The sequence below is a fragment of the Rhodococcus tukisamuensis NBRC 100609 genome, assembly GCF_001894985.1.
GTDB classification, from domain to species: Bacteria; Actinomycetota; Actinomycetes; order Mycobacteriales; family Mycobacteriaceae; genus Rhodococcus_G; species Rhodococcus_G tukisamuensis.
Genome location: NZ_BCXG01000009.1, coordinates 121,825 through 142,091, shown reverse-complemented (window position 1 = coordinate 142,091; position 20,267 = coordinate 121,825). Strand labels below are relative to the sequence as shown.

The 20,267-nt window shown below is 68.7% G+C and carries 16 protein-coding genes and 3 tRNA genes; 7 read left to right on the top strand and 12 right to left on the bottom strand.

Features of this window, described 5'->3' with window-relative positions; all coding sequences use genetic code 11:
• Positions 1–58: 58 nt before the first annotated feature.
• The 5 genes from RT2_RS12670 to RT2_RS12650 all read right to left on the bottom strand — a co-directional run bounded on the left by RT2_RS12670 (position 59) and on the right by RT2_RS12650 (position 3,030).
• Positions 59–131, bottom strand: a tRNA-Glu gene (locus RT2_RS12670).
• A 117-nt stretch (positions 132–248) separates the two neighbouring features.
• A tRNA-Glu gene (locus RT2_RS12665) sits at positions 249–324 on the bottom strand.
• A gap of 164 nt (positions 325–488) precedes the next feature.
• A tRNA-Gln gene (locus RT2_RS12660) sits at positions 489–560 on the bottom strand.
• Positions 561–701: 141 nt separating this feature from the next.
• Complete coding sequence (gltX, locus tag RT2_RS12655) at positions 702–2,174, bottom strand: glutamate--tRNA ligase (protein WP_072845145.1); 1,473 nt, start codon at positions 2,172–2,174, stop codon at positions 702–704.
• A gap of 82 nt (positions 2,175–2,256) precedes the next feature.
• Positions 2,257–3,030 (bottom strand): fumarylacetoacetate hydrolase family protein, encoded by a 774-nt coding sequence (locus RT2_RS12650; protein WP_072845144.1) that lies wholly within the window; start codon positions 3,028–3,030, stop codon positions 2,257–2,259.
• Between the two features lie 126 nt (positions 3,031–3,156).
• Between RT2_RS12650 and RT2_RS12645 the strand changes: the two genes are divergently transcribed.
• Positions 3,157–4,359 (top strand): MFS transporter, encoded by a 1,203-nt coding sequence (locus tag RT2_RS12645; RefSeq protein WP_217635608.1) that lies wholly within the window; start codon positions 3,157–3,159, stop codon positions 4,357–4,359.
• 78 nt (positions 4,360–4,437) lie between these two features.
• Here the strand turns inward: RT2_RS12645 and RT2_RS12640 are convergent, their stop codons facing one another.
• The 5 genes from RT2_RS12640 to RT2_RS12620 form a co-directional block, all read right to left on the bottom strand.
• Positions 4,438–5,451 (bottom strand): 3-isopropylmalate dehydrogenase, encoded by a 1,014-nt coding sequence (locus RT2_RS12640; protein WP_072845143.1) that lies wholly within the window; start codon positions 5,449–5,451, stop codon positions 4,438–4,440.
• A gap of 109 nt (positions 5,452–5,560) precedes the next feature.
• Positions 5,561–7,153 carry a phosphoglycerate dehydrogenase gene (serA, locus tag RT2_RS12635; RefSeq protein WP_072845142.1) on the bottom strand — a complete coding sequence of 531 codons (1,593 nt, stop codon included), beginning with the start codon at positions 7,151–7,153 and terminating at the stop codon, positions 5,561–5,563.
• A gap of 260 nt (positions 7,154–7,413) precedes the next feature.
• Positions 7,414–8,415, bottom strand: a complete 1,002-nt coding sequence (ilvC, locus tag RT2_RS12630; protein ID WP_174556706.1) for a ketol-acid reductoisomerase — start codon at positions 8,413–8,415, stop codon at positions 7,414–7,416.
• Positions 8,416–8,497: 82 nt separating this feature from the next.
• On the bottom strand, positions 8,498–9,001 hold the full coding sequence (ilvN, locus tag RT2_RS12625) for an acetolactate synthase small subunit (protein ID WP_072845140.1): 504 nt from the start codon (positions 8,999–9,001) through the stop codon (positions 8,498–8,500).
• Entirely contained in the window at positions 8,998–10,950 is a 1,953-nt protein-coding gene (locus RT2_RS12620; RefSeq protein WP_072845139.1) for an acetolactate synthase large subunit, read from the bottom strand. The genes ilvN and RT2_RS12620 overlap by 4 nt, the downstream gene beginning before the upstream one ends.
• 282 nt (positions 10,951–11,232) lie before the next feature.
• Here RT2_RS12620 and RT2_RS12615 point away from each other — a divergent pair, with 282 nt between their 5' ends.
• The 6 genes from RT2_RS12615 (at position 11,233) to RT2_RS12590 (ending at position 18,463) form a co-directional block, all read left to right on the top strand.
• Positions 11,233–11,736, top strand: coding sequence for a PH domain-containing protein (locus tag RT2_RS12615; RefSeq protein WP_072845138.1), 504 nt, complete (start codon positions 11,233–11,235; stop codon positions 11,734–11,736).
• A gap of 163 nt (positions 11,737–11,899) precedes the next feature.
• Positions 11,900–13,741: a dihydroxy-acid dehydratase gene (gene ilvD / locus RT2_RS12610; protein ID WP_072845137.1), complete on the top strand. Its 1,842-nt coding sequence runs from the start codon at positions 11,900–11,902 to the stop codon at positions 13,739–13,741.
• A 752-nt stretch (positions 13,742–14,493) separates the two neighbouring features.
• Entirely contained in the window at positions 14,494–15,030 is a 537-nt protein-coding gene (locus tag RT2_RS12605; RefSeq protein ID WP_072845136.1) for a MaoC family dehydratase, read from the top strand.
• Positions 15,023–16,714 carry a PHA/PHB synthase family protein gene (locus RT2_RS12600; protein ID WP_072845182.1) on the top strand — a complete coding sequence of 564 codons (1,692 nt, stop codon included), beginning with the start codon at positions 15,023–15,025 and terminating at the stop codon, positions 16,712–16,714. Before RT2_RS12605 ends, RT2_RS12600 begins: the two co-directional genes overlap by 8 nt.
• A gap of 117 nt (positions 16,715–16,831) precedes the next feature.
• Positions 16,832–17,236 (top strand): hypothetical protein, encoded by a 405-nt coding sequence (locus RT2_RS12595; RefSeq protein ID WP_072845135.1) that lies wholly within the window; start codon positions 16,832–16,834, stop codon positions 17,234–17,236.
• A gap of 93 nt (positions 17,237–17,329) precedes the next feature.
• On the top strand, positions 17,330–18,463 hold the full coding sequence (locus RT2_RS12590; protein WP_072845134.1) for an alpha/beta fold hydrolase: 1,134 nt from the start codon (positions 17,330–17,332) through the stop codon (positions 18,461–18,463).
• Here RT2_RS12590 and RT2_RS12585 read toward each other — a convergent pair.
• Together RT2_RS12585 and RT2_RS12580 are read right to left on the bottom strand one after the other, a co-directional pair.
• Entirely contained in the window at positions 18,460–18,843 is a 384-nt protein-coding gene (locus RT2_RS12585; RefSeq protein ID WP_072845133.1) for a helix-turn-helix domain-containing protein, read from the bottom strand. The two genes, RT2_RS12590 and RT2_RS12585, sit on opposite strands and share 4 nt — an antisense overlap.
• Before the next feature lie 95 nt (positions 18,844–18,938).
• Positions 18,939–19,955: a Glu/Leu/Phe/Val family dehydrogenase gene (locus RT2_RS12580; RefSeq protein WP_072845132.1), complete on the bottom strand. Its 1,017-nt coding sequence runs from the start codon at positions 19,953–19,955 to the stop codon at positions 18,939–18,941.
• Positions 19,956–20,267: the final 312 nt, after the last annotated feature.

The following is a 20,267-nucleotide window of genomic DNA, read 5'->3' as shown; positions in this document are numbered from 1 at the left end:
CCGCGTGACACAACGAGAGAGACCCCCCGGCGTGAGCCGGAGGGTCTCTCTCGATTTGTAGCCCCGACGGGATTCGAACCCGCGCTACCGCCTTGAGAGGGCGGCGTCCTAGGCCGCTAGACGACGGGGCCAGGAACTTGATGGTGCGTGATCTCGGTGATGCGTGGAACTTGGGTGGTACCTGCGTCAGGGATGAAACCCTGCGCCCAAAAGAAAACCCCCCGATCGCTGATCGGAGGGCAATTCCCTGGTAGCCCCGACGGGATTCGAACCCGCGCTACCGCCTTGAGAGGGCGGCGTCCTAGGCCGCTAGACGACGGGGCCAGAACATTTTCAAGGTGCGCCGCCACATGCTCGCGACACGGTGGAACTCTTCCGATTTCGACAAGATCCTGTCGGATCAGATCAACGGTGGAAGCTCGGCTAGCTTAGCTGGCCGGAGTTCAGAGTCAAAATCGGTGTCAAACCGAAATTGGCTGAACTCTCCGCTGGGGTACCAGGACTCGAACCTAGAATGGCGGTACCAGAAACCGCTGTGTTGCCAATTACACCATACCCCAATGCTGTTCCGGGCTCGTCCTTGCCTCTCGGCTTGGCCGCTCCCTTCCAACGAGGAGAACACTATCAAAGCCCCCCACCGTTTCTCCAAATCGGCTGGTCAGAGGGCTAAATTTGCCCTCTGACCGCCAATCGGAAGCTATTTACCCGAGCTGGGCGCGGGCGGAACGCAGCCGGCCGAGCGTCTTCTCGCGACCGAGCAGTTCCATCGACTCGTACAGCGGCGGGCTGATGTGGGACCCGGTCACCGCGACGCGCACCGGGGCGAACGCCTTGCGCGGCTTGAGTTCCAGACCGTCGATCAGGGCGCCCTTGAGCGACTCCTCCAGGTCCGCGGTCGCCCACGTCTCCAACGCGTCCAGCGCGGCGATCGTGGCGTCCAGCACGGGCGCGGAATCGGCGCCGAGGTTCTTGGCGGCGGCCGCGGGGTCGATCGCGAACCCGGACTCGTCGACGAAGAGAAACTTCAACAGGTCCCACGCGTCGGACAGCACCACGATGCGGGTCTGCACGAGGTCCGCCGCGACGTCGAAGGCCTGGGCGTCCACGGAGTCCACCGAGTGGCCGTGCATCGTCAGGAACTCGCGCAGACGGCCGGAGAAGTCCTCGGGGGCCAGCAACCGGATCTGCTCCGCGTTGATGGCGTCGGCCTTCTTCTGGTCGAACCGGGCCGGATTGGAGTTCACCTTCGAGATGTCGAAGGCCTCGACCATCTCGGCGAGGCTGAACACGTCGTGGTCGTCCGCGATGCTCCAGCCCAGCAGCGCCAGGTAGTTGAGCAGGCCCTCGGGGATGAACCCGCGGTCGCGGTGGATGAACAGGTTCGACTCGGGGTCGCGCTTGGAGAGCTTCTTGTTGCCCTGTCCCATCACGAACGGCAGGTGCCCGAACTCGGGGGTGGACTCGGCCACCCCGATGCGCTGCATCGCCTCGTAGAGGGCCAGCTGACGCGGCGTGGAGGACAACAGGTCCTCGCCACGCAGCACGTGGGTGATGTTCATCAACGCGTCGTCGACGGGGTTCACCAGGGTGTACAGCGGGACGCCGTTGCCACGGGTGAGGGCGAAGTCCGGCACCGTGCCGGCCTTGAAGGTGGTCTCGCCGCGGACCAGGTCGTGCCACGTCAGGTCGTGGTCGGGCATCCGCAGGCGCACCACGGGCTTGCGGCCCTCGTCGAGGTACGCCTGCCGCTGCTCGGCCGTCAGGTCACGGTCGAAGTTGTCGTAGCCGAGCTTCGGGTCGCGGCCGGCGGCCTTGTGCCGGGCCTCCACCTCCTCGGGCGTCGAGAAGGACTCGTAGGCCTCACCCGCGGCGAGCAGCTTGGCCACCACCTCGAGGTGGAGGTCGCGGCGCTGCGACTGCCGGTACGGCTCGTGCGGCCCGCCGACCTCCGGACCCTCGTCCCAGGTCAGGCCGAGCCAGCGCAGCGCGTCGAGGATCGCCTGGTACGACTCCTCCGAGTCGCGGGCGGCGTCGGTGTCCTCGATCCGGAACACGAACTTGCCACCGTGATGCCGCGCGTAGGCCCAGTTGAACAGGGCCGTGCGGATCAACCCGACATGCGGGGTTCCGGTGGGAGACGGACAGAATCGGACGCGCACTTCGCTGGTGGTCATGGCTCACTAGGGTCTGCGAGGGTGGATTGGTCCCTTACAGGCTAGTCGCCGCCACCAGCGCAGTGGCATCCGATGCGTGGGCTCAGCCCTTGGCCGCCACCGGGTTGGTGAGCGTGCCGATTCCCTCGATGGTCACGCTGACGGTGTCGCCGGCCACGATCGGTCCCACACCCTCGGGCGTGCCGGTGAGGATGACGTCGCCGGGCAGCAGGGTCATCACGGCCGAGACCCACTCGATGATCTTCGGAATGTCGTGCAGGAGCAGCGAAGTGCGGCTGCGCTGCTTGACCTCGCCGCCCACCTCGGTCTTGATCTCCAGGTCGGACGCGTCGAGCGTGGTCTCGATCCAGGGCCCGAGCGGGCAGAAGGTGTCGTGCCCCTTCGCGCGCGTCCACTGGCCGTCGTGCCGCTGGTGGTCACGGGCCGAGACGTCGTTGGCGACGGTGTAGCCCAGCACCACGTCCAGCGCCTTGGCGGCCGGCACGTCCTTGCAGGGGCGGCCGATCACGATCGCCAGCTCACCCTCGTAGTGAACCTCGTTCGAACTGGGCGGCAACAGGATCGGCGCGCCGGGGCCGACGATCGAGGTGTTCGGCTTGAGGAAGATCACCGGGTCCTCGGGCGCCTCGCCGCCCATCTCGGCCGCATGCGCCGCGTAGTTCTTGCCGATGCACACGACCTTGCTCGCAAGGATCGGGGCGAGCAGTCGGACGTCCGCGACGGGCCAGCTGCGGCCGGTGAAGGTGGGTGTCCCGAAGGGGTGCTCGGCGATCTCCTTCGCCGTCTGCGCATCGCCCTCCCCCTCGATGGAAACAAAGGCGACCCCGTCCGGGCTGGCAATTCGACCTAGGCGCATGAGCGAAGTCTATCGACCGTGCCGCGGCCCACCCGCCTGCCCCGGCACGGGGCGGCTCCGGGCGGGTATAGACTCGCGGCTTAATCCACTTTGTAAGATCTTTATTTCATATGTTGGGACGTGCCGATGAACGACGTCACCCCGGACCGCCAGCTGTCCGCCGCTCGCAGATGGTCGATGCTCGGCCTCGGCGTCCTCGCCCAGGCCGCGGGCGCGGTGTTCTCCAACGCCCCCGCGTTCCTCATCCCCACCCTGACCACGCAGACGGGGATGTCGCTGCCCCAGGCCGGGCTCATTGCGGCCGCGCCCACCGTCGGCTTCCTGTTCACGCTCTTCGCGTGGGGCATCGTCGTCGACCGGATCGGCGAACGGCGGGTGCTGGCGATCGGGCTCACCGCGACCGCGCTGGCCGCGGCGGCCGCCGCGACGAGCTCGTCCTACGTCGCGCTGGGCATCTTCCTGCTGCTCGGCGGCATGGCGGCGTCCAGCGCCAACGCCGCCAGCGGCCGGGTGGTGGTGGGCTGGTTCCCGGCCCACCGCCGCGGCTTCGCCATGGGCGTGCGTCAGATGGCCCTGCCGCTCGGCGTCGCGGTGGCCGCGCTGACCATTCCCGGCCTGGCCGCGGCGCACGGCATCGGCTGGGCGCTGGCGGTGCCCGCCGCGATCTGCGCGGTCGCGGCGCTGGCCTGCCTGCTGTTCGTGATCGACCCGCCGCGACCGAGCAGGGCCGCGGCGGCAGAGCAGGGCCTGCTCGACAACCCGTACCGCGACCAGGCCGTGCTCTGGCGCATTCACGGCGTCTCCATGCTGCTGGTGGTGCCGCAGTACCTGGTGTGGACGTTCGCGCTGGTCTGGCTGATGACCGACCGGCACTGGTCCGCGGCGTCCGCCGGCATCCTCATCACCCTCACCCAGCTGCTGGGCGCGGCCGGACGCATCGCCGCGGGCTTCTGGTCCGACCGCGTCGGCAGCCGGATGGGTCCGCTGCGTCAGGTCGCCGCCGCCGCCGCCGTCGCCATGTTCGCGCTGGCGGTCACCGACTGGCTCGACTCCCCCGTCTCGGTGGCGCTGCTGGTGGTCGCGTCGGTGATCACCGTCGCCGACAACGGACTCGCGTTCACGGCCGTCGCGGAGATCTCCGGGCCGTACTGGAGCGGTCGCGCGCTGGGCGCGCAGAACACCAGCCAGTACCTCGCGGCATCGCTGGTGCCGCCGGTGTTCGGGGCGGTGATCGCCGCGCTCGGCTTCCCCGCCGCCTTCGCACTGGCGGCGTTGTGCCCGGTGGTCGCCGTCCCCCTCGTGCCCGCCGACCATCCGCCACAGGCCTGACCGGCCCGGTGAACGCACTCCGCCCGCGAACCTTTCGTCGGTTCGCGGGCGGAGTTGTCGATACGGCGTGAGGCCGGACTAGACGGCGGCGGCGATCCGGTCGCCCACCTCGGTGGTGACGATCGGGGCGTCACCGCGCGAGGCCAGGTCGGCCTCGACGGCACGCTCGATGCGCGCGGCGTCGTCCTCGCGGCCCAGGTGACGCAGCAGCATCGCGGCCGACAGGATCGCCGCGGTGGGATCGGCGATCCCCTGGCCGGCGATGTCGGGCGCGGAGCCGTGGACGGGCTCGAACATCGACGGGCTGGTGCCCGACGCGTCGATGTTGCCGCTCGCGGCCAGGCCGATGCCACCGGTGACGGCGCCCGCGAGGTCGGTGATGATGTCGCCGAACAGGTTGTCGGTGACGATCACGTCGAAGCGCGTCGGGTCGGTGACCATGTAGATGGTCGCGGCGTCGATGTGGCAGTACGCCGTCTCGATGTCGGGGTACTCGGCGCCCACGGTCTCCATCGCACGGGTCCAGATGCGGCCGGCGTTGGAGAGCACGTTGGTCTTGTGGATCAGCGTCAGGTGCTTGCGGCGGGTCCGTGCCAGCTCGTACGCGGCGCGGACGACGCGCTCGGCACCGAACCAGGTGTTGACCGAGACCTCGGTGGCAACCTCGTGCGGGGTGCCGATGCGGATCGAGCCGCCGTTGCCGGTGTACGGCCCCTCCGTGCCCTCACGGACCACGACGAAGTCGATGTCCGGGTTGGCCGCCAGCGGCGACTTCGACCCCGGGTACGTGCGGGCCGGACGCAGGTTCACGTGGTGGTCGAGCAGGAAGCGCATGTTCAGCAGCAGTCCGCGCTCGAGTACGCCCGGGGCGACGATCCGCGGATCGCCGATGGCGCCGAGCAGGATCGCGTCGTGGGTGCGGATCTCCGCGAGCTCCGCCTCGGGCAGCAGGTCGCCGGTGGCGTTGTAGCGCTTCGCACCGAGGTCGTACTCGGTGGTCTCCAGGTCCGGGACCAGCTTCCGCAGCACCTTCAGTGCCTCGGCCGTGACCTCGACACCGATGCCGTCACCGGGAATGACTGCAAGCTTCATGTACTACTCACTTCCTTCGCGGCGACGCCGCAACCAAGACTGGGCTGTGCGACGACGGCCGCGACCGTACGAGACGATCGCGGCCATCGCGGTTGGTGCTGAGGTCCGATCAGGACAGGTCGACCTGTGCAACGCGGGCATCGAGCTTCTCGACGATCTGCGCGACCTCGGCGTCGCCGACCACGCGGTCGACGCGCAGGATGACGGTGGCGCCCTCGCCCTCGACGTCCTGGCTCAGGGCCGCGGCCTGGATGTCGATGCCGGCGGTGCCGAGCACGGTGCCGAGCACACCGAGCACGCCCGGGCGGTCCGCGTAGTGCACGACGATGTTGTGGCCCTCGGCGCGCAGGTCGAAGCTGCGGCCGTTGACGTTGACGATCTTCTCGACCTGCTGCAGGCCGGTCAGCGCGCCCGCGACGGCGGTGACGGTGCCGTCGGCCGCGACCGCGCGCACCTCGACGGCGCTGCGGTGGCTCTGTGCCTCGCTGTGCTTCTCCACCTCGACGCTCACGCCGCGCTGCTCGGCGAGCTGCGGGGCGTTGACGAACGTGACGGCCTCGTCGCTGCTGGCCGAGAACAGGCCGCGCAGGGCCGCGAGGCCGAGGATCTCGACGTTCTCGGCGGACAGCTCACCGGTGACGACGACCTGCACGTTCTGCACGGCCTCGGGCGAGAGGGTGCCGGCGAGCAGACCCAGCTTGCGGACCAGCTCGAGCCACGGCGCGACCTCTTCGCCGACCGGGCCACCGGAGACGTTGACGGCGTCCGGCACGAACTCCCCGGCCAGGGCCAGCAGGACGCTCTTGGCGACGTCCGTGCCCGCGCGGTCCTGGGCCTCCGAGGTGGAGGCACCGAGGTGCGGGGTGACGACGACGTTGTCGAGGTCGAACAGCTTGGAGTCGGTGCACGGCTCGGTGTTGAACACGTCGAGGCCGGCGGCGCGGACCTTGCCGCCCACGAGCGCGTCGTACAGCGCGTCCTCGTCGATCAGGCCGCCGCGGGCGGCGTTGACGATGATGACGCCGTCCTTGGCCTTGGCCAGACGCTCGGCGTTGAGGAGGCCGGCGGTCTCCTTGGTCTTGGGCAGGTGCACCGAGATGAAGTCGGCGCGCTCGACCAGCTGGTCGATGTCGACGAGCTCGATGCCCAGCTGCGCGGCGCGAGCGGCCGGCAGGTAGGGGTCGTACGCGATGATCTCGGTCTCGAACGCGGCGAGGCGCTGCGCGAACAGCTGACCGATGCGGCCCAGGCCGACGACGCCGACGGTCTTGCCGAGGATCTCGGTGCCGTTGAAGCTCGAGCGCTTCCAGGTCTTCTCACGCAGCGTGCGGTCGGCGGCCGGGATCTGGCGCGCGGTCGAGAGCAGCAGCGAGACGGCATGCTCGGCGGCGGAGTGGATGTTGGAGGTCGGCGCGTTGACGACCATCACACCGCGCTCGGTCGCGGCCGGGATGTCGACGTTGTCGAGTCCGACGCCGGCGCGGCCGACGATCTTGAGCTTCGGCGCCACGGCGAGGACCTCGGCGTCGACGGTGGTCGCGGAGCGGACCAGCAGGGCGTCGGCCTCCGGGACGGCGGCGAGGAGCGCCGGGCGGTCCGGGCCGTCGACCCAGCGAACCTCGACACCGTCTCCGAGCGCATCGACGGTCGATTGTGCAAGCTTGTCGGCGATGAGGACTACGGGCCGGCCATTCTGGCTCACGAGTGAACTCCCTGCGGTAGATGTCGGGCGGATCGACCACGGCCAGCCGCCGCACCGGGCGCCCACGTCAGCCGTGACCCGGACAGCTTAGTCTCCGGCCCCGGCCAATCCACCTCGTGGGGGCCGGATACCACATAGTGGGCACCCGGAACGCCAAGAACCCGGTGCCGCTTCGTCGACAGTCGAGACTGTCCGGAAGCGGCACCGGGTTCAGGTGCGTGCTGCGGCGCGACGGCCGGAGCGCAGGTCCTGCCTACTGACTAGGCAGTTTCGGTGATCGGGCGATCGACCCAGCTCATCAGGTCGCGCAGCTTCTTGCCGGTGACCTCGATGGGGTGCTCGGCGTTGGCCTTGCGCAGGCCCTCGAGCTCGGTGTTGCCGTTCTCGACGTTGGCGACCAGGCGACGGGTGAACTCGCCGGACTGGATGTCCGCCAGGATCGCCTTCATGCGCTCCTTGGTGCCGGCGTCGATGACGCGCGGGCCGGAGAGGTAGCCGCCGAACTCCGCGGTGTCGGACACCGAGTAGTTCATGCGGGCGATGCCGCCCTCGTACATGAGGTCGACGATGAGCTTGAGCTCGTGCAGCACCTCGAAGTACGCCATCTCGGGCGCGTAGCCGGCCTCGACCATGACCTCGAAGCCCGTCTTGACGAGCTCCTCGGTGCCGCCGCAGAGCACGGCCTGCTCGCCGAAGAGGTCCGTCTCGGTCTCTTCCTTGAAGGTGGTCTTGATGACGCCCGCGCGGGTGCCACCAATCGCCTTGGCGTAGGACAGCGCGAGGGCCTGGCCCTCACCCTTCGGGTCCTGGTCGACGGCGATGAGCGCCGGGACGCCCTTGCCGTCGACGAACTGACGACGCACCAGGTGGCCGGGGCCCTTGGGGGCGACCATGCCGACCGTGACGAACTCCGGAGCCTTGATCAGGTCGAAGTGGATGTTGAGGCCGTGGCCGAAGAACAGCGCGTCGCCGTCCTTCAGGTTCGGCTCGATGTCGTTGGTGAAGATCGACGCCTGGGCGGTGTCGGGCGCGAGCACCATGATCACGTCGGCCCACTCGGACACCTCCGCCGGCGTGCCGACGGTCAGGCCCTGCTCCTCGGCCTTGGCGCGAGACTTCGAGCCCTCCTTGAGGCCGATGCGCACATCGACACCCGAGTCGCGCAGGCTCAGCGAGTGCGCGTGGCCCTGGCTGCCGTAACCGATCACAGCGACCTTGCGGCCCTGGATGATCGACAGGTCGGCGTCATCGTCGTAGAACATCTCGACTGCCACTGGTATTACCTCTCCTCTGGGGATCTTTGAAAAAGTTCTGAAATGAAGCCTGGTTCGTGCACTTAAGGTACTAGCGAGCCGCCGTGATCGACTTGGGCCCACGTCCGACCGCAACGACGCCGGACTGCACGATCTCACGGATGCCGTACGGGTCCAGCATCCGCAGCAGCGCGTCGAGCTTCGAGCGGGTACCGGTCGCCTCGATGGTCAACGACTCGGTGGAGACGTCGATCACCTTGGCGCGGAACAGGTTCACGGTCTCGAGGACCTGTGTGCGGACGCTCGCGTCGGCCCGGACCTTGATCAGGACCAGCTCGCGCGCGACCGAGGCGTCGCCTTCCTGCTCGACGATCTTGAGCACGTTCACCAGCTTGTTGAGCTGCTTGGTGACCTGCTCGAGCGGGAACTCGTCGACGGTGACGACGATGGTCATACGGGAGACCTCGGGGAGCTCGGTCGCCCCGACCGCGAGGGACTCGATGTTGAAGCCCCGACGGGAGAACAGCGCGGCCACGCGGGCCAGCACTCCCGGCTTGTCCTCGACGAGAACGCTCAGGGTGTGACTCGTGCTCACTTGTTGTCCTCGCTGTCCGTGGCGGCGGCCGAATCGACGACCCGCTGCTCGCGTTCCATGGCCTCGTGGATGACGGCAGGCTCGGCGGCCAGTTCGTCGTCGTCGAAGAGCGGCCGGATTCCCCGGGCCGCCATGATCTCGTCGTTGCTGGTGCCCGCGGCGACCATCGGCCACACCTGGGCGTCGTCGCTCACGATGAAGTCGATCACCACGGGCTTGTCGTTGATCGACTGCGCCTCGCGGATCGCGGCCTCCACGTCCTCCTCGCGCTCGACCCGGATTCCGTGGCAGCCCAACGCCTCCGCCAGCTTCACGAAGTCAGGGATCCGGACCGCGCCGTGGGTACCGAGGTTGGTGTTGGAGTAGCGCTCCTCGTAGAAGAGGGTCTGCCACTGCCGGACCATGCCGAGGTTGCCGTTGTTGACCAGCGCGACCTTGATCGGCACGCCCTCGAGGGCACAGGTCGCCAGTTCCTGGTTGGTCATCTGGAAGCAGCCGTCGCCGTCGATGGCCCACACCTCGGCCTCGGGCCGGCCCATCTTGGCGCCCATCGCGGCAGGCACGGCGTAGCCCATGGTGCCGAGACCGCCGGAGTTCAGCCAGGTGCGCGGCTTCTCGTAGTTGACGAACTGCGCGGCCCACATCTGGTGCTGGCCGACGCCGGCGCAGTAGATCGCGTCGGGACCGGCGAGCCGGCCGACCGCCTCGATCACGAACTCGGGCGAGAGCGCGCCGTCCGAGGGGCGTGTGTACGCCAGCGGGTAGGTCTTGCGCAGGCCGTCGAGGTACGCCCACCACTCGGTCAGGTCGGTGGTGGTGCCGGTGGCCATGTCGGCCCGGATCGCCTCGATCAGCTCGACGATGACCTCCTTGCAGTCACCGACGATCGGCACGTCCGCGTACCGGTTCTTGCCGATCTCGGCCGGGTCGATGTCCGCATGGATCACCTTGGCGTCGGGCGCGAAGGAGGTGAGCTGGCCGGTGACCCGGTCGTCGAAACGGGCACCGAGGGTGATCAGCAGGTCGCTCTTCTGCAGCGCCGCGACGGCCGAGACCTTGCCGTGCATGCCGGGCATGCCGCAGTGCAGCTGGTGGCTGTCCGGGAAGGCGCCGCGGGCCATCAGGGTGGTGACGACGGGAATCCCGGTCAGCTCCGCCAGCTCGATCAGTTCCGCGGACGCGTTGGCCTTGATGACGCCGCCGCCGACGTAGAGCACGGGCGACTTGGCGTCGGCGATCAGCCGGGCCGCCTCGCGGACCTGCTTGCCGTGCGGCTTGCTGACCGGACGGTAGCCGGGCAGCCGCATCTCCGGCGGCCACGAGAAGGTGGTCTGCGCCTGCAGGATGTCCTTCGGGATGTCGACGAGGACCGCACCCGGTCGACCGCTGGACGCCAGGTAGAAGGCCTCCGCGATGATGCGCGGGATGTCGATCGCGTCGGTGATGAGGAAGTTGTGCTTGGTGATCGGCATCGTGATGCCGGAGATGTCGGCTTCCTGGAAGCCGTCGGTGCCGATGAGGCTGCGCGCGACCTGACCGGTGATCGCGACGACCGGGACGGAGTCCATCTGCGCGTCGGCCAGCGGCGTCACCAGGTTGGTCGCGCCGGGGCCGGAGGTGGCCATGCAGACGCCGACCTTCCCGGTCGCCTGTGCGTAGCCGGTCGCGGCGTGGCCGGCGCCCTGCTCGTGACGGACCAGGACGTGACGGACCTTCTTCGAGTCGAAGAGCGGGTCGTAGACGGGCAGCACTGCGCCACCGGGGATCCCGAAGACGGTGTCGACCTCGAGCTCCTCGAGGGCCCGAACCACGGACTGCGCGCCGGACACGCGCTCCGGGGCGACCTGGCGGCGGGCGCCGGGCTGGGTTGCTGCGGTTGTCGGGGCGGGCTGAGCCGTCGCCCCCGCCTTGCGCGGCGTGGGCTGCGGCCGTGCGATTGGTGCGCTCACTACGTAATCCTCTGGTCTTGAAGTTTTGAAGCTAGCTCCGGGCAAGAAAAAACCCCCGTCAGCAATTCATGCTGTACGAGGGTGGCGCGTCGTGCTTGCGAGTTGACGGGTATCGACTCAGGCGACGACGCGCCAGCCGATTACGAGCAACTCATTCTGCTTCACGCGCTCGAAGGTAGGCGCATCAAGGATGAACAGTCAACCTGGTGAGTTCTCTGTCCCAGAATGTGAGAGCGCTGGCGGCGATGCGAGGATGGTGCTGTGTCATCCCCATCGCAGCCCGTGCCACCACGCCCATCCTCCCACACCGCCGAACCGGTCGAGCAGTCCATACACATCTCCAAGCTCTCGATCCTGCCCGTCCTCCTGCTGGCGTTCGGCCTCACCTTCGTCATCTTCGCGAGCCCGCCCTGGGTGTCCGTCCTGTGGCTCGTCCCGGTCGCCGTCCTGGTGTGGACCCTGCGGGTGCGCACCGTCGTCTCCCCCGACGGCCTGCGAGTGCACCGGATGTTCTCCAGCCGGAACATCGAATGGAGCGAGCTCAAGGGTTTCCGCTTCCCCAAGCACGGCTGGGCCCGGGCGGAGCTGACCGACGGCAACGAGGTCACGCTCCCCGTGGTCACCTTCGGCCGACTCCCCCAACTGGCCGCTGCCAGCGGCGGCCGGGTCACCGATCCCTACGCCGCGGCCGACCGCGCCGCCCGCGAAGCCGCGCAGGCAGAAGCCGAGACCGACACCGAGCCCGAGGGCCCCACCGGCACCGAGCCGGACACCGACGCCCACTGAGACGCGAGTACCGTTGCGCCGACAGCACTCGACGTCTACACGGTCGGTCCGTTGATGTCATCGCGGTCCGTTCTGCGGCAGCCCCCGCAGGCCGGGTGCCTACGCTCGCGTCACGTCGACCGATCCCCACACCAGCGGATCCCCAGATAGTGAAGGACACCCCATGCCCCCGTTGAGGTCACGCACCACCACCATCGGCCGCAATGCCGCCGGAGCCCGATCCCTGTGGCGCGCCACCGGAATGACGGACTCCGACTTCGGCAAGCCGATCGTCGCCGTCGCGAACTCCTACACGCAGTTCGTGCCCGGCCACGTGCACCTCAAGAACGTGGGCGACATTGTTGCCGAGGCGATCCGCGAGGCGGGCGGCGTCCCGCGCGAGTTCCACACCATCGCTGTCGACGACGGTATCGCCATGGGTCACGGCGGCATGCTCTACTCGCTGCCCAGCCGCGAGATCATCGCCGACTCGGTCGAGTACATGGCGAACGCGCACACCGCCGACGCCCTCGTCTGCATCTCGAACTGCGACAAGATCACCCCCGGCATGCTCAACGCCGCGATGCGCCTGAACATCCCGACGGTCTTCGTCTCCGGCGGACCGATGGAAGCCGGCAAGGCAGTGGTCGTCGGCGGCGTCGCACAGGCTCCCACCGATCTGATCACGGCCATCTCCGCATCCGCCAACGACGCCGTCTCCGAAGAAGGCCTCGACGAGGTCGAGCGCAGCGCGTGCCCCACCTGCGGCTCCTGCTCCGGCATGTTCACGGCGAACTCGATGAACTGCCTCACCGAGGCACTCGGCCTGGCACTGCCCGGCAACGGCTCCACGCTGGCCACCCACGAGGCTCGGCGCGCACTGTTCTCCCGCGCCGGCACCGTCGTCGTCGAGGCCGCGCTCCGGTACTACCGCGACGAGGACGACTCGGTGTTGCCCCGCAACATCGCGACGCCGGCCGCGTTCCGCAACGCGATGGCACTCGACGTCGCCATGGGCGGGTCGACGAACACCGTGCTGCACACCCTCGCCGCCGCCCAGGAGGGCGAGGTCGACTTCGACCTCGACACCATCGACGCGATCAGCCGCAGGGTCCCCTGCCTGTCGAAGGTCTCCCCCAACTCCGACTACCACATGGAGGACGTGCACCGGGCCGGCGGAATCCCGGCCCTGCTCGGCGAGTTGCGGCGCGGCGGAATGCTCGAGACGGACGTCTCGACGGTGCACACCAAGAGCTTCGACGAGTGGCTCGACACCTGGGACATCCGCTCCGGCAAGGCTTCCGAGGAAGCGCTCGAACTCTTCCACGCGGCGCCGGGCGGGGTGCGCACCACGGAGCCGTTCTCGACGGCCAACCGCTGGTCCGCGCTGGACACCGACCCCGCGGGCGGCTGCATCCGCGACGTCGAGCACGCCTACACCGTCGAGGGCGGCCTGGTCGTGCTGCGCGGCAACATCGCCGTCGACGGCGCGATCCTCAAGACCGCGGGCATCGACGAGGAACTGTTCTCCTTCCAGGGGCCGGCGCTCGTCGTCGAGTCGCAGGAAGAGGCCGTCTCGGTGATCCTGCAGAAGAAGATCAAGCCGGGCGATGTCCTGGTGGTCCGCTACGAGGGACCGAAGGGTGGGCCGGGCATGCAGGAGATGCTGCACCCCACCGCCTTCCTCAAGGGCGCGGGCCTGGGCAAGGAGTGCGCCCTGATCACCGACGGCCGCTTCTCCGGCGGCACCTCGGGACTGTCCATCGGGCACATCTCGCCGGAGGCCGCCGCCGGAGGCGTGATCGGCCTGGTGGAGACCGGCGACCAGGTTCGCATCGACGTCGCCACCCGCACCCTCGAGATCCTCGTCGACGACGCGGTGCTCGCCGAGCGTCGCGCGAAGATGGAGACCTCCGAGCGCCCCTGGCAGCCCGTGGACCGTCAGCGCACCGTCACGACCGCGTTGCGGGCCTACGCCGCGCTCGCCACGTCGGCAGACAAGGGCGCCGTCCGCTACGTCCCCTGAGCAACCGGCAGCCCCGGAAATCCCTCGGCCCCGTCACCCTCCCGTCCCGTTCGGACGCGGTGGGTGGCGGGGCCGAGTCGTGCGCCCGGGGCGTCGCGAGGGTGCTTGCCGCAGTGTCCGACCTCCGTCACTGTCGGCACCTGACTGTTAGTTCCGTCACATGAATTCATCCGCCGGCCGCCGACATCCCAGAGCTCGCACCGATGCCCCGCGCTCGGCCTCGGGCGACGCCCACGGCCGACCTCGACCCGCCGCCGGGCGACGGAAACCCGCACGGGAGCCACACCCGAACCCCGCCCGCCGCCGGTCACGTCCGGCCGCGCCGGGCGCCCGCGGACACCGTGTGACGTAATCAAATAAGGCGTGCTGACCGCATACTTGCACCCAGAATTCTAGTTTTGAGATACGTAAGTTCACACATAATTCGGCGCAATACTACTTTTCGGTAATTTACCGCGAAGTATCGAATGAACCGCGATTTCTACCCATAGGTAGCTTCGCAGTTTCTTACGGCAGACAATCCGGAGAAATGCGACAACGGGACCACGAAACGCGCCCCCGACTGGGCATCGACCCGGCTCCTCCAGCCGAGACACATGTCTGGCGTCCTCCGTGCACATCGCTTACCGTCTGCCTCGGCCACAATTCCGAGGCCCTGGTATTTCGTTATCCAGATGCACTGAATTGTTTTCCCCGAAAATGGATCCACGGGGTGCGTCTGGATGCAATTGGGAATCGACACAGGGGATGAAATGAGCACCAGTAATACCGTTGGCTGTGCAGTGCACAGGGTGACGATGTGCGACCTTGCCGATCTCGAGGGGCAGGTGCTCGCGGGATCTTCCCGGGTACTGATATCGCAGCAACGCATCGACACCTTCGCCGACGCGACCAACGACCACCAGTGGATCCATGTGGATCCCGTTCGAGCCGCACAGGGCCCGTTCGGCACCACCATCGCGCACGGCTACCTGACCTTGTCGCTCGCCGTGGAGTTGTTCTGGGGCATCCTCGAGGTCACCGACTCCGTGCAGGTGATCAACTACGGACTCAACAAGGTGCGCTTTCCCGCCCCCGTCCCGGTCGACTCCGAGGTCGGCGCCACCGCCACCGTGCTGTCGGTCGATCCGGTCCCGGGTGGACACCAGTTGACGGTCAAGCTGACCTTCGACGTGGCGGGCATCGACCGGCCGGTCTGCGTGTGCGAAATGATCCTGCGCTACTTCGGCGACAGCCCCGACTCGACGACAAATGGCACGAATGAGACGAACGGTGGCGGCAATGCTTGAGAATCTGCAGCGCCGGATCGGCGCCAAGGTGGACCCCGTCGGCTGGTTCTCGGCAACCGGGTCGGTGTCGAAGAACGCGATCAAGAACCCGGCGGAGGTGACGGCGGCGACCGGCCGGCTGGCACGGACCCTGGCCCAGATTCCGCCGGCGACCCTGCGGGTCGCCCTCGGCACCGAGGCCTCGGCGCCGCAGTCGGTGAGCGAGTGCGACAACCGCTTCCGCGATCCCGCGTGGCGGGAGAACCCCGCGTACTTCGCCCTGCTGCAGTCCTACCTGACCACTCGGACCTTCGTCGACGACCTGGTCGACGCCGGCACCGAGGACGAGTTCACCGCGGCCAAGGCACGCCAGTTCGCGCACCTCGCACTCGACGCGGCGGCCCCGACCAACTCGCCGTTGACGAACCCGACGGTGCTCACCCGGGCGATCCAGACCGGCGGCAAGTCCTTGGTCCGCGGCGCGGGCTACGCGCTGGAGGACCTCGTCAAGCGCGGCGGCCGGCCGTTGCGGGTGGACCATGACGCCTTCACTGTCGGCGAGAACATGGCCGCGACCGAGGGCAAGGTCGTCTTCCGCAACGAGATGATCGAGCTGATCCAGTACGCGCCGCAGACCACACAGGTGCACGAGATCCCGCTGCTGGCCTGCCCGCCCTGGATCAACAAGTACTACATCATGGACATCGGTCCGGACCGCAGCTACCTCGAGTGGGCCGTCCAGCACCACCGCACCGTGTTCGTGATGTCGTACCGGAACCCGGACGAGTCGATGGGCGCGGTGACGTTCGAGGACTACCTCGACCAGGGCATCGACGCGGCGATGGACGCGGTCCTGGAGATCACCGGGGCTCCGCGGGTCGACATCGCGGGCCTGTGCCTCGGCGGGGCCATGTCCGCGATCGCGGCCGGGCACTTTGCCGGCAAGGGCGACCAGCGGATGGGCACCCTGACCCTGATCAACACGCTCCTCGACTACAGCGAGCCGGGTGAACTCGGGTTGATCTCCGACCCGGAGACGCTGTACAAGATCGACATCATCATGGGGAAGAACGGCTACCTCGCGGGCGAGGACATGAGCCTGACCTTCGATCTGCTCCGCGCGAACGACCTGATCTTCGGCTACTGGGTCAGCCGGTGGATGCTCGGCGAAAAGCCTGCCGCCTTCGACCTTCTCGTGTGGAACGAGGACTCCACCCGGATGCCGGCCGCCATGCACAGCCGCTACCTGCGTTCGCTCTACCGGGACAACGAACTGGCCAGGGGCGAGTTCACGATCGGCGACGAGAAGATCTCGCTGTCCGACTTCACCAACGACGTGTACGTCATCGGCGCGGAGAACGACCACATCGTGCCGTGGGCGTCGTCGTACGCCAGCGCGGGGCTGTTCGGCGGCAACGTGCGCTACGTGCTCTCGAACGGCGGCCACATCGCCGGCATCGTGAACCCGCCCGGGAAGAAGAGCTGGGTCGAGGCACTGGGGTCCCCCGACGCCAAGCAGGCGCCCGCCCTGCCGGCCGACGCGCAGACCTGGCGAGAGAAGGCGAAGCGGAGCCCGGGGTCGTGGTGGGCGGACTGGACGACCTGGTCCAACCAGCGCGCCGGCGCGCTGCAGGCTCCGCCGCCGATGGGCGGACCCGGGCACAAGGTGCTCGGCGCCGCACCGGGCACGTACGTGTTCAGCTGACCGCAACCCTGGAGAGTTAGCAGTGATCATGCTAACCTGCTAACGTGCCGTAGGCGGGCAAGGACTGTTGCCGCACACGCGATTCCACCGCACATCCGATCACCACGAGGAGTAGCCATGACCGTCACGAAGTCCGCTCAGAGCACCATCGACGCCAGTGTCGAGAGCGCCACCAAGGTCGTCGACGCCAGCGCCGCTCGCGCCGCCAAGGTCGTCGACGCGACCACCGAGCGGGTCACCAAGGTCGTCGACGCGACCACCGAGCGGGTCACCAAGGCGGTCGACGAGAGCGCCGAGCGCGCACAGAACTTCAACGAGAAGGTCTACGCCGCGGCCAAGCAGGCCAGCCTGCTGACCCTGGACAGCTACGAGAAGTCGCTGGGCACCGTCACGGAGTTCCAGAAGAAGCTCGCCGGCGCGTCGGGCCTGGACTGGGTCGGGGCCGTCGTCAACGCGCAGGCCGACCTGGTCTCCGGCCTCAGCGCCACCGCCACCTCCGCGGCCCGCGAGATGCTCAAGTAGGACAGAGCGGCGCACCAGGCGCGGTCCCCGGCAGGCACACTCACTCCTGCCGGGGACCGCGCCGTCTTTGTCCACAACTACAGAAAGCAACGCATGCGCGTGATCAGAGAAGTCGCCGAGGCCGCCGTCACCAGCTGGACGGGGTACGCACGCGGCGCGCTGCGCCGCGATCGGGCTCCGTGGGGACCGCTTGCCGACGCCGCGGTGTTCTGGCAGGTAGTACTCCACCGGTCGCCGCCGCGTTTCCACCACGACAGCGTCACCGAAAAGCTCTGGACGCAGGCCTGCCTGCGGAACTTCTCCACCGCGGCCGCGGCCGGACCGGGATCGATCCTTCCGACCCTGGTGGTGCCGCCCCGATCCGGGCAGACCTCGTGCGTCGTCGACCTGTCCCCCCGGCAGAGCCTGCTCGGCACCTGCCTCGAGGCCGGCCTGGACGACCTGCACTGCATCGAATGGCTCGATCCGACTGCGGCCGAGGACGACTGGGGCATCGAGGAACACCTCCGGGTGCTCGACGAGGCCGTCACCGCACTCGGCGGCCGGGTCAACCTGGTCGGCTTCTCCCAGGGCGGCTGGCTGGCCGCGACGCACGCCGCCCGGCGCCCCGAATCCGTGGCCACCCTGACCGTGGCATCCGCACCGATCGACTGCGAACGCGGAGTCGACGCGCAACGCACTGCCTGGATGCGGGCGGGACGGAGCAGGGTCGGTGCCGGCGTGGTCGGTGGGCTGCCCTGGGACCTGCTGCAGTCCGGACGCACCCAGGCAGCGGCTCTGAACCTGGCGGAGTGGCCGACCGAATGGGGTCGGATGATGGCGCTGTGGGGTGCCATCGACGATCCGGCGGCGGTCGAGGCGGAAACCGCGTTCCGGAACTGGATCAACCATCCGCAGGACGTTCCGACGGCGCTCTACCGTTGGACGCTCGAGCACCTGTTCCTGCGCAACGAACTCGCCCGCGGCGAGATGACGGTCGGCGGCGAGCGTATCGACCTGGCCGCCGTCGAGTGCCCGCTCTTCCTCCTCGCCGGCACCCGCGACACCGTCACGCCGCCCACACAACTGTGGGCGCTGGCCGACCTCGTCTCGACGCCCCGGGAGTCCGTCACCAGGATCACCGCGGACACCGGCCACCTGGGCATGGTGTGCGAGACGGAAGTGCTTCGCCGGCAGTGGCTTCCGCTGCTGCGGGACGTTGCCGTCGTATCGGCCCGGCGGGGCTAGTCGGTACCGGCCTGGCCACGGCCACGGCGCCGGTTGGCGACCGTCATCTCGCGGAAGGTCGTGTACATCTCCTCCAGCGCGGCGCGCTGCGCCTTCGTGAGGTCCTTGTCCCTGCGGATCGCCACGACCACCTCGGGCTTGCCGTCGGTGTCGCCGCGGTGCGCCCGGGCCGAGAGCAGGTCGGCGGACATCTTCAGGTGGTCCGCGATCGACTCGAGCACCTGCTCGCTCGGCTCACGCAGGTTGCGTTCGATCTGGGACAGGTAGGGGTTCGAGATGCCCACCATCTCGGCGAGCTGCCGCATCGGGAGGGCCGCCAGTTCGCGCTGTCTGCGAATCATCTCCCCCAGCGTGGGCAAGGGGGGCGTCTCGTCGGCCATTGGCCCATCCTACCCACCGCACGGACGCCGAAAAGTGCTGCTGCCGACCCGCTCGCGCCCCGGCGGGTCCCACCCACCGGGGCGCGGCCGGCCGCTCAGGCCGCGGCGAACTCGGCGATCCGCCGGCGGGCGAGCGACACCGCGGCCGTGTCGCTGTCCACCCCGACGACGCGGGCGTAGTCGAGGATCTCGAGCACCACCTCGCCGATCCGGTCGACCCGGTCGACGAAGTCGCTCACGCCGTTCACCTCCGCCTCGCACGAGATCAGCCCGCCGGAGTTGGAGACGAAGTCCGGCACGTACACGACGCCACGGGCAGCGAGCGCAGCGCTGACCGTCGGCTCCGCCAACATGTTGTTCGCCGCACCCACCACCGCGACCGCGGAGAGCCGTTTCGCCACGGCATGGTCGACCACCTGCCCCGGTCCCGCCGGGCAGACCACGTCCACCTCGGCGTGCAGGATGTCGGACAGCGGACTCGGCTGCGCGCCAAAGCTTTCCACTGCCTTCTCGACCCGCACCGGATCCGGGTCGGCGACCAGGACGGTGGCCCCGCGCGCGGTCAGCTGCTCGACGATGCCCAGGCCCACGTTGCCTGCGCCCTGCACCGCCACCCGCAGCCCCTCGACGTCGCGGCCCAGGTGCGACGCCACCGCCGCGATCGAGGCCACCACGCCGCGGGCGGTGTACGGCGAGGGGTCACGCCCGGCACTCGAGACCCGCGGCACGTACCGGCCGATCACCTCGAGGTCAGCGCTGCCGGTGCCCATGTCGGCCCCGGGGATGTACCGCCCGCCGAACATTCCGATGTGCCGGCCGTGCGCTTCGAGCAGGTCCCGGGTCTTGTCACTGAACGGGTCGGCGTTGACGACACTCTTGCCGCCGCCGAGCGGGAGGCCCGCCAGGGCGGCCTTGAAGGTCATCGCGCGCGCCAGCCGCATGGCGTCGGTGGCCGCCAGTTCGTCGCTGGCGTACTTGCGGATCCGGACCCCGCCCAGCGCCGGGCCCAGCGTGGTGTCGTGCACCGCGACGATGCTCGCGAATCCGCCCTCCGTCCGGCGGATCGACAGCTGCTCGAAGTCCTGATCGGCCAGCGAATTCACGACGCTCATGACGCTCTCCTGTGATACTCCGCCCGCGACGAGTCCACCCTCGTGGGGCTGACTCGCTGTGGGGCAATGATTTACGGCACTTGTGGCACGTTCCGGCGGGACCCCGCCGGAGAAGAACTGTAAGCGGCGTCACACAATTGTCAACCCCGCTGGGCCGCACGCCGCGCGGCCGCCGATCCGCCTGCGCACGGAGCGCAGCTGCGTCGACGGATGGCGCACCGAGGTGAGCATCCTGCTCAACTTGTCCGCCGGGTATTGCCGCCGCGGGCCCTCGGATGATTCCCTTCGTCTCGCCACTGAGACCTGGATCAC

Excerpts from the sequence above, each read along its gene's own strand:
- RT2_RS12595 (WP_072845135.1), top strand. The coding sequence starts at position 16,832 with ATGACCGTCACGAAGTCCGCTCAGAGCACCATCGACGCCAGTGTCGAG.
- RT2_RS12590 (WP_072845134.1), top strand. The coding sequence starts at position 17,330 with ATGCGCGTGATCAGAGAAGTCGCCGAGGCCGCCGTCACCAGCTGGACG.
- RT2_RS12640 (WP_072845143.1), bottom strand. The coding sequence starts at position 5,451 with ATGAAGCTTGCAGTCATTCCCGGTGACGGCATCGGTGTCGAGGTCACG.
- RT2_RS12600 (WP_072845182.1), top strand. The coding sequence starts at position 15,023 with ATGCTTGAGAATCTGCAGCGCCGGATCGGCGCCAAGGTGGACCCCGTC.
- ilvC (WP_174556706.1), bottom strand. The coding sequence starts at position 8,415 with ATGTTCTACGACGATGACGCCGACCTGTCGATCATCCAGGGCCGCAAG.
- RT2_RS12585 (WP_072845133.1), bottom strand. The coding sequence starts at position 18,843 with ATGGCCGACGAGACGCCCCCCTTGCCCACGCTGGGGGAGATGATTCGC.
- RT2_RS12605 (WP_072845136.1), top strand. The coding sequence starts at position 14,494 with ATGAGCACCAGTAATACCGTTGGCTGTGCAGTGCACAGGGTGACGATG.
- RT2_RS12580 (WP_072845132.1), bottom strand. The coding sequence starts at position 19,955 with ATGAGCGTCGTGAATTCGCTGGCCGATCAGGACTTCGAGCAGCTGTCG.
- RT2_RS12645 (WP_217635608.1), top strand. The coding sequence starts at position 3,157 with ATGAACGACGTCACCCCGGACCGCCAGCTGTCCGCCGCTCGCAGATGG.
- gltX (WP_072845145.1), bottom strand. The coding sequence starts at position 2,174 with ATGACCACCAGCGAAGTGCGCGTCCGATTCTGTCCGTCTCCCACCGGA.
- RT2_RS12650 (WP_072845144.1), bottom strand. The coding sequence starts at position 3,030 with ATGCGCCTAGGTCGAATTGCCAGCCCGGACGGGGTCGCCTTTGTTTCC.
- ilvD (WP_072845137.1), top strand. The coding sequence starts at position 11,900 with ATGCCCCCGTTGAGGTCACGCACCACCACCATCGGCCGCAATGCCGCC.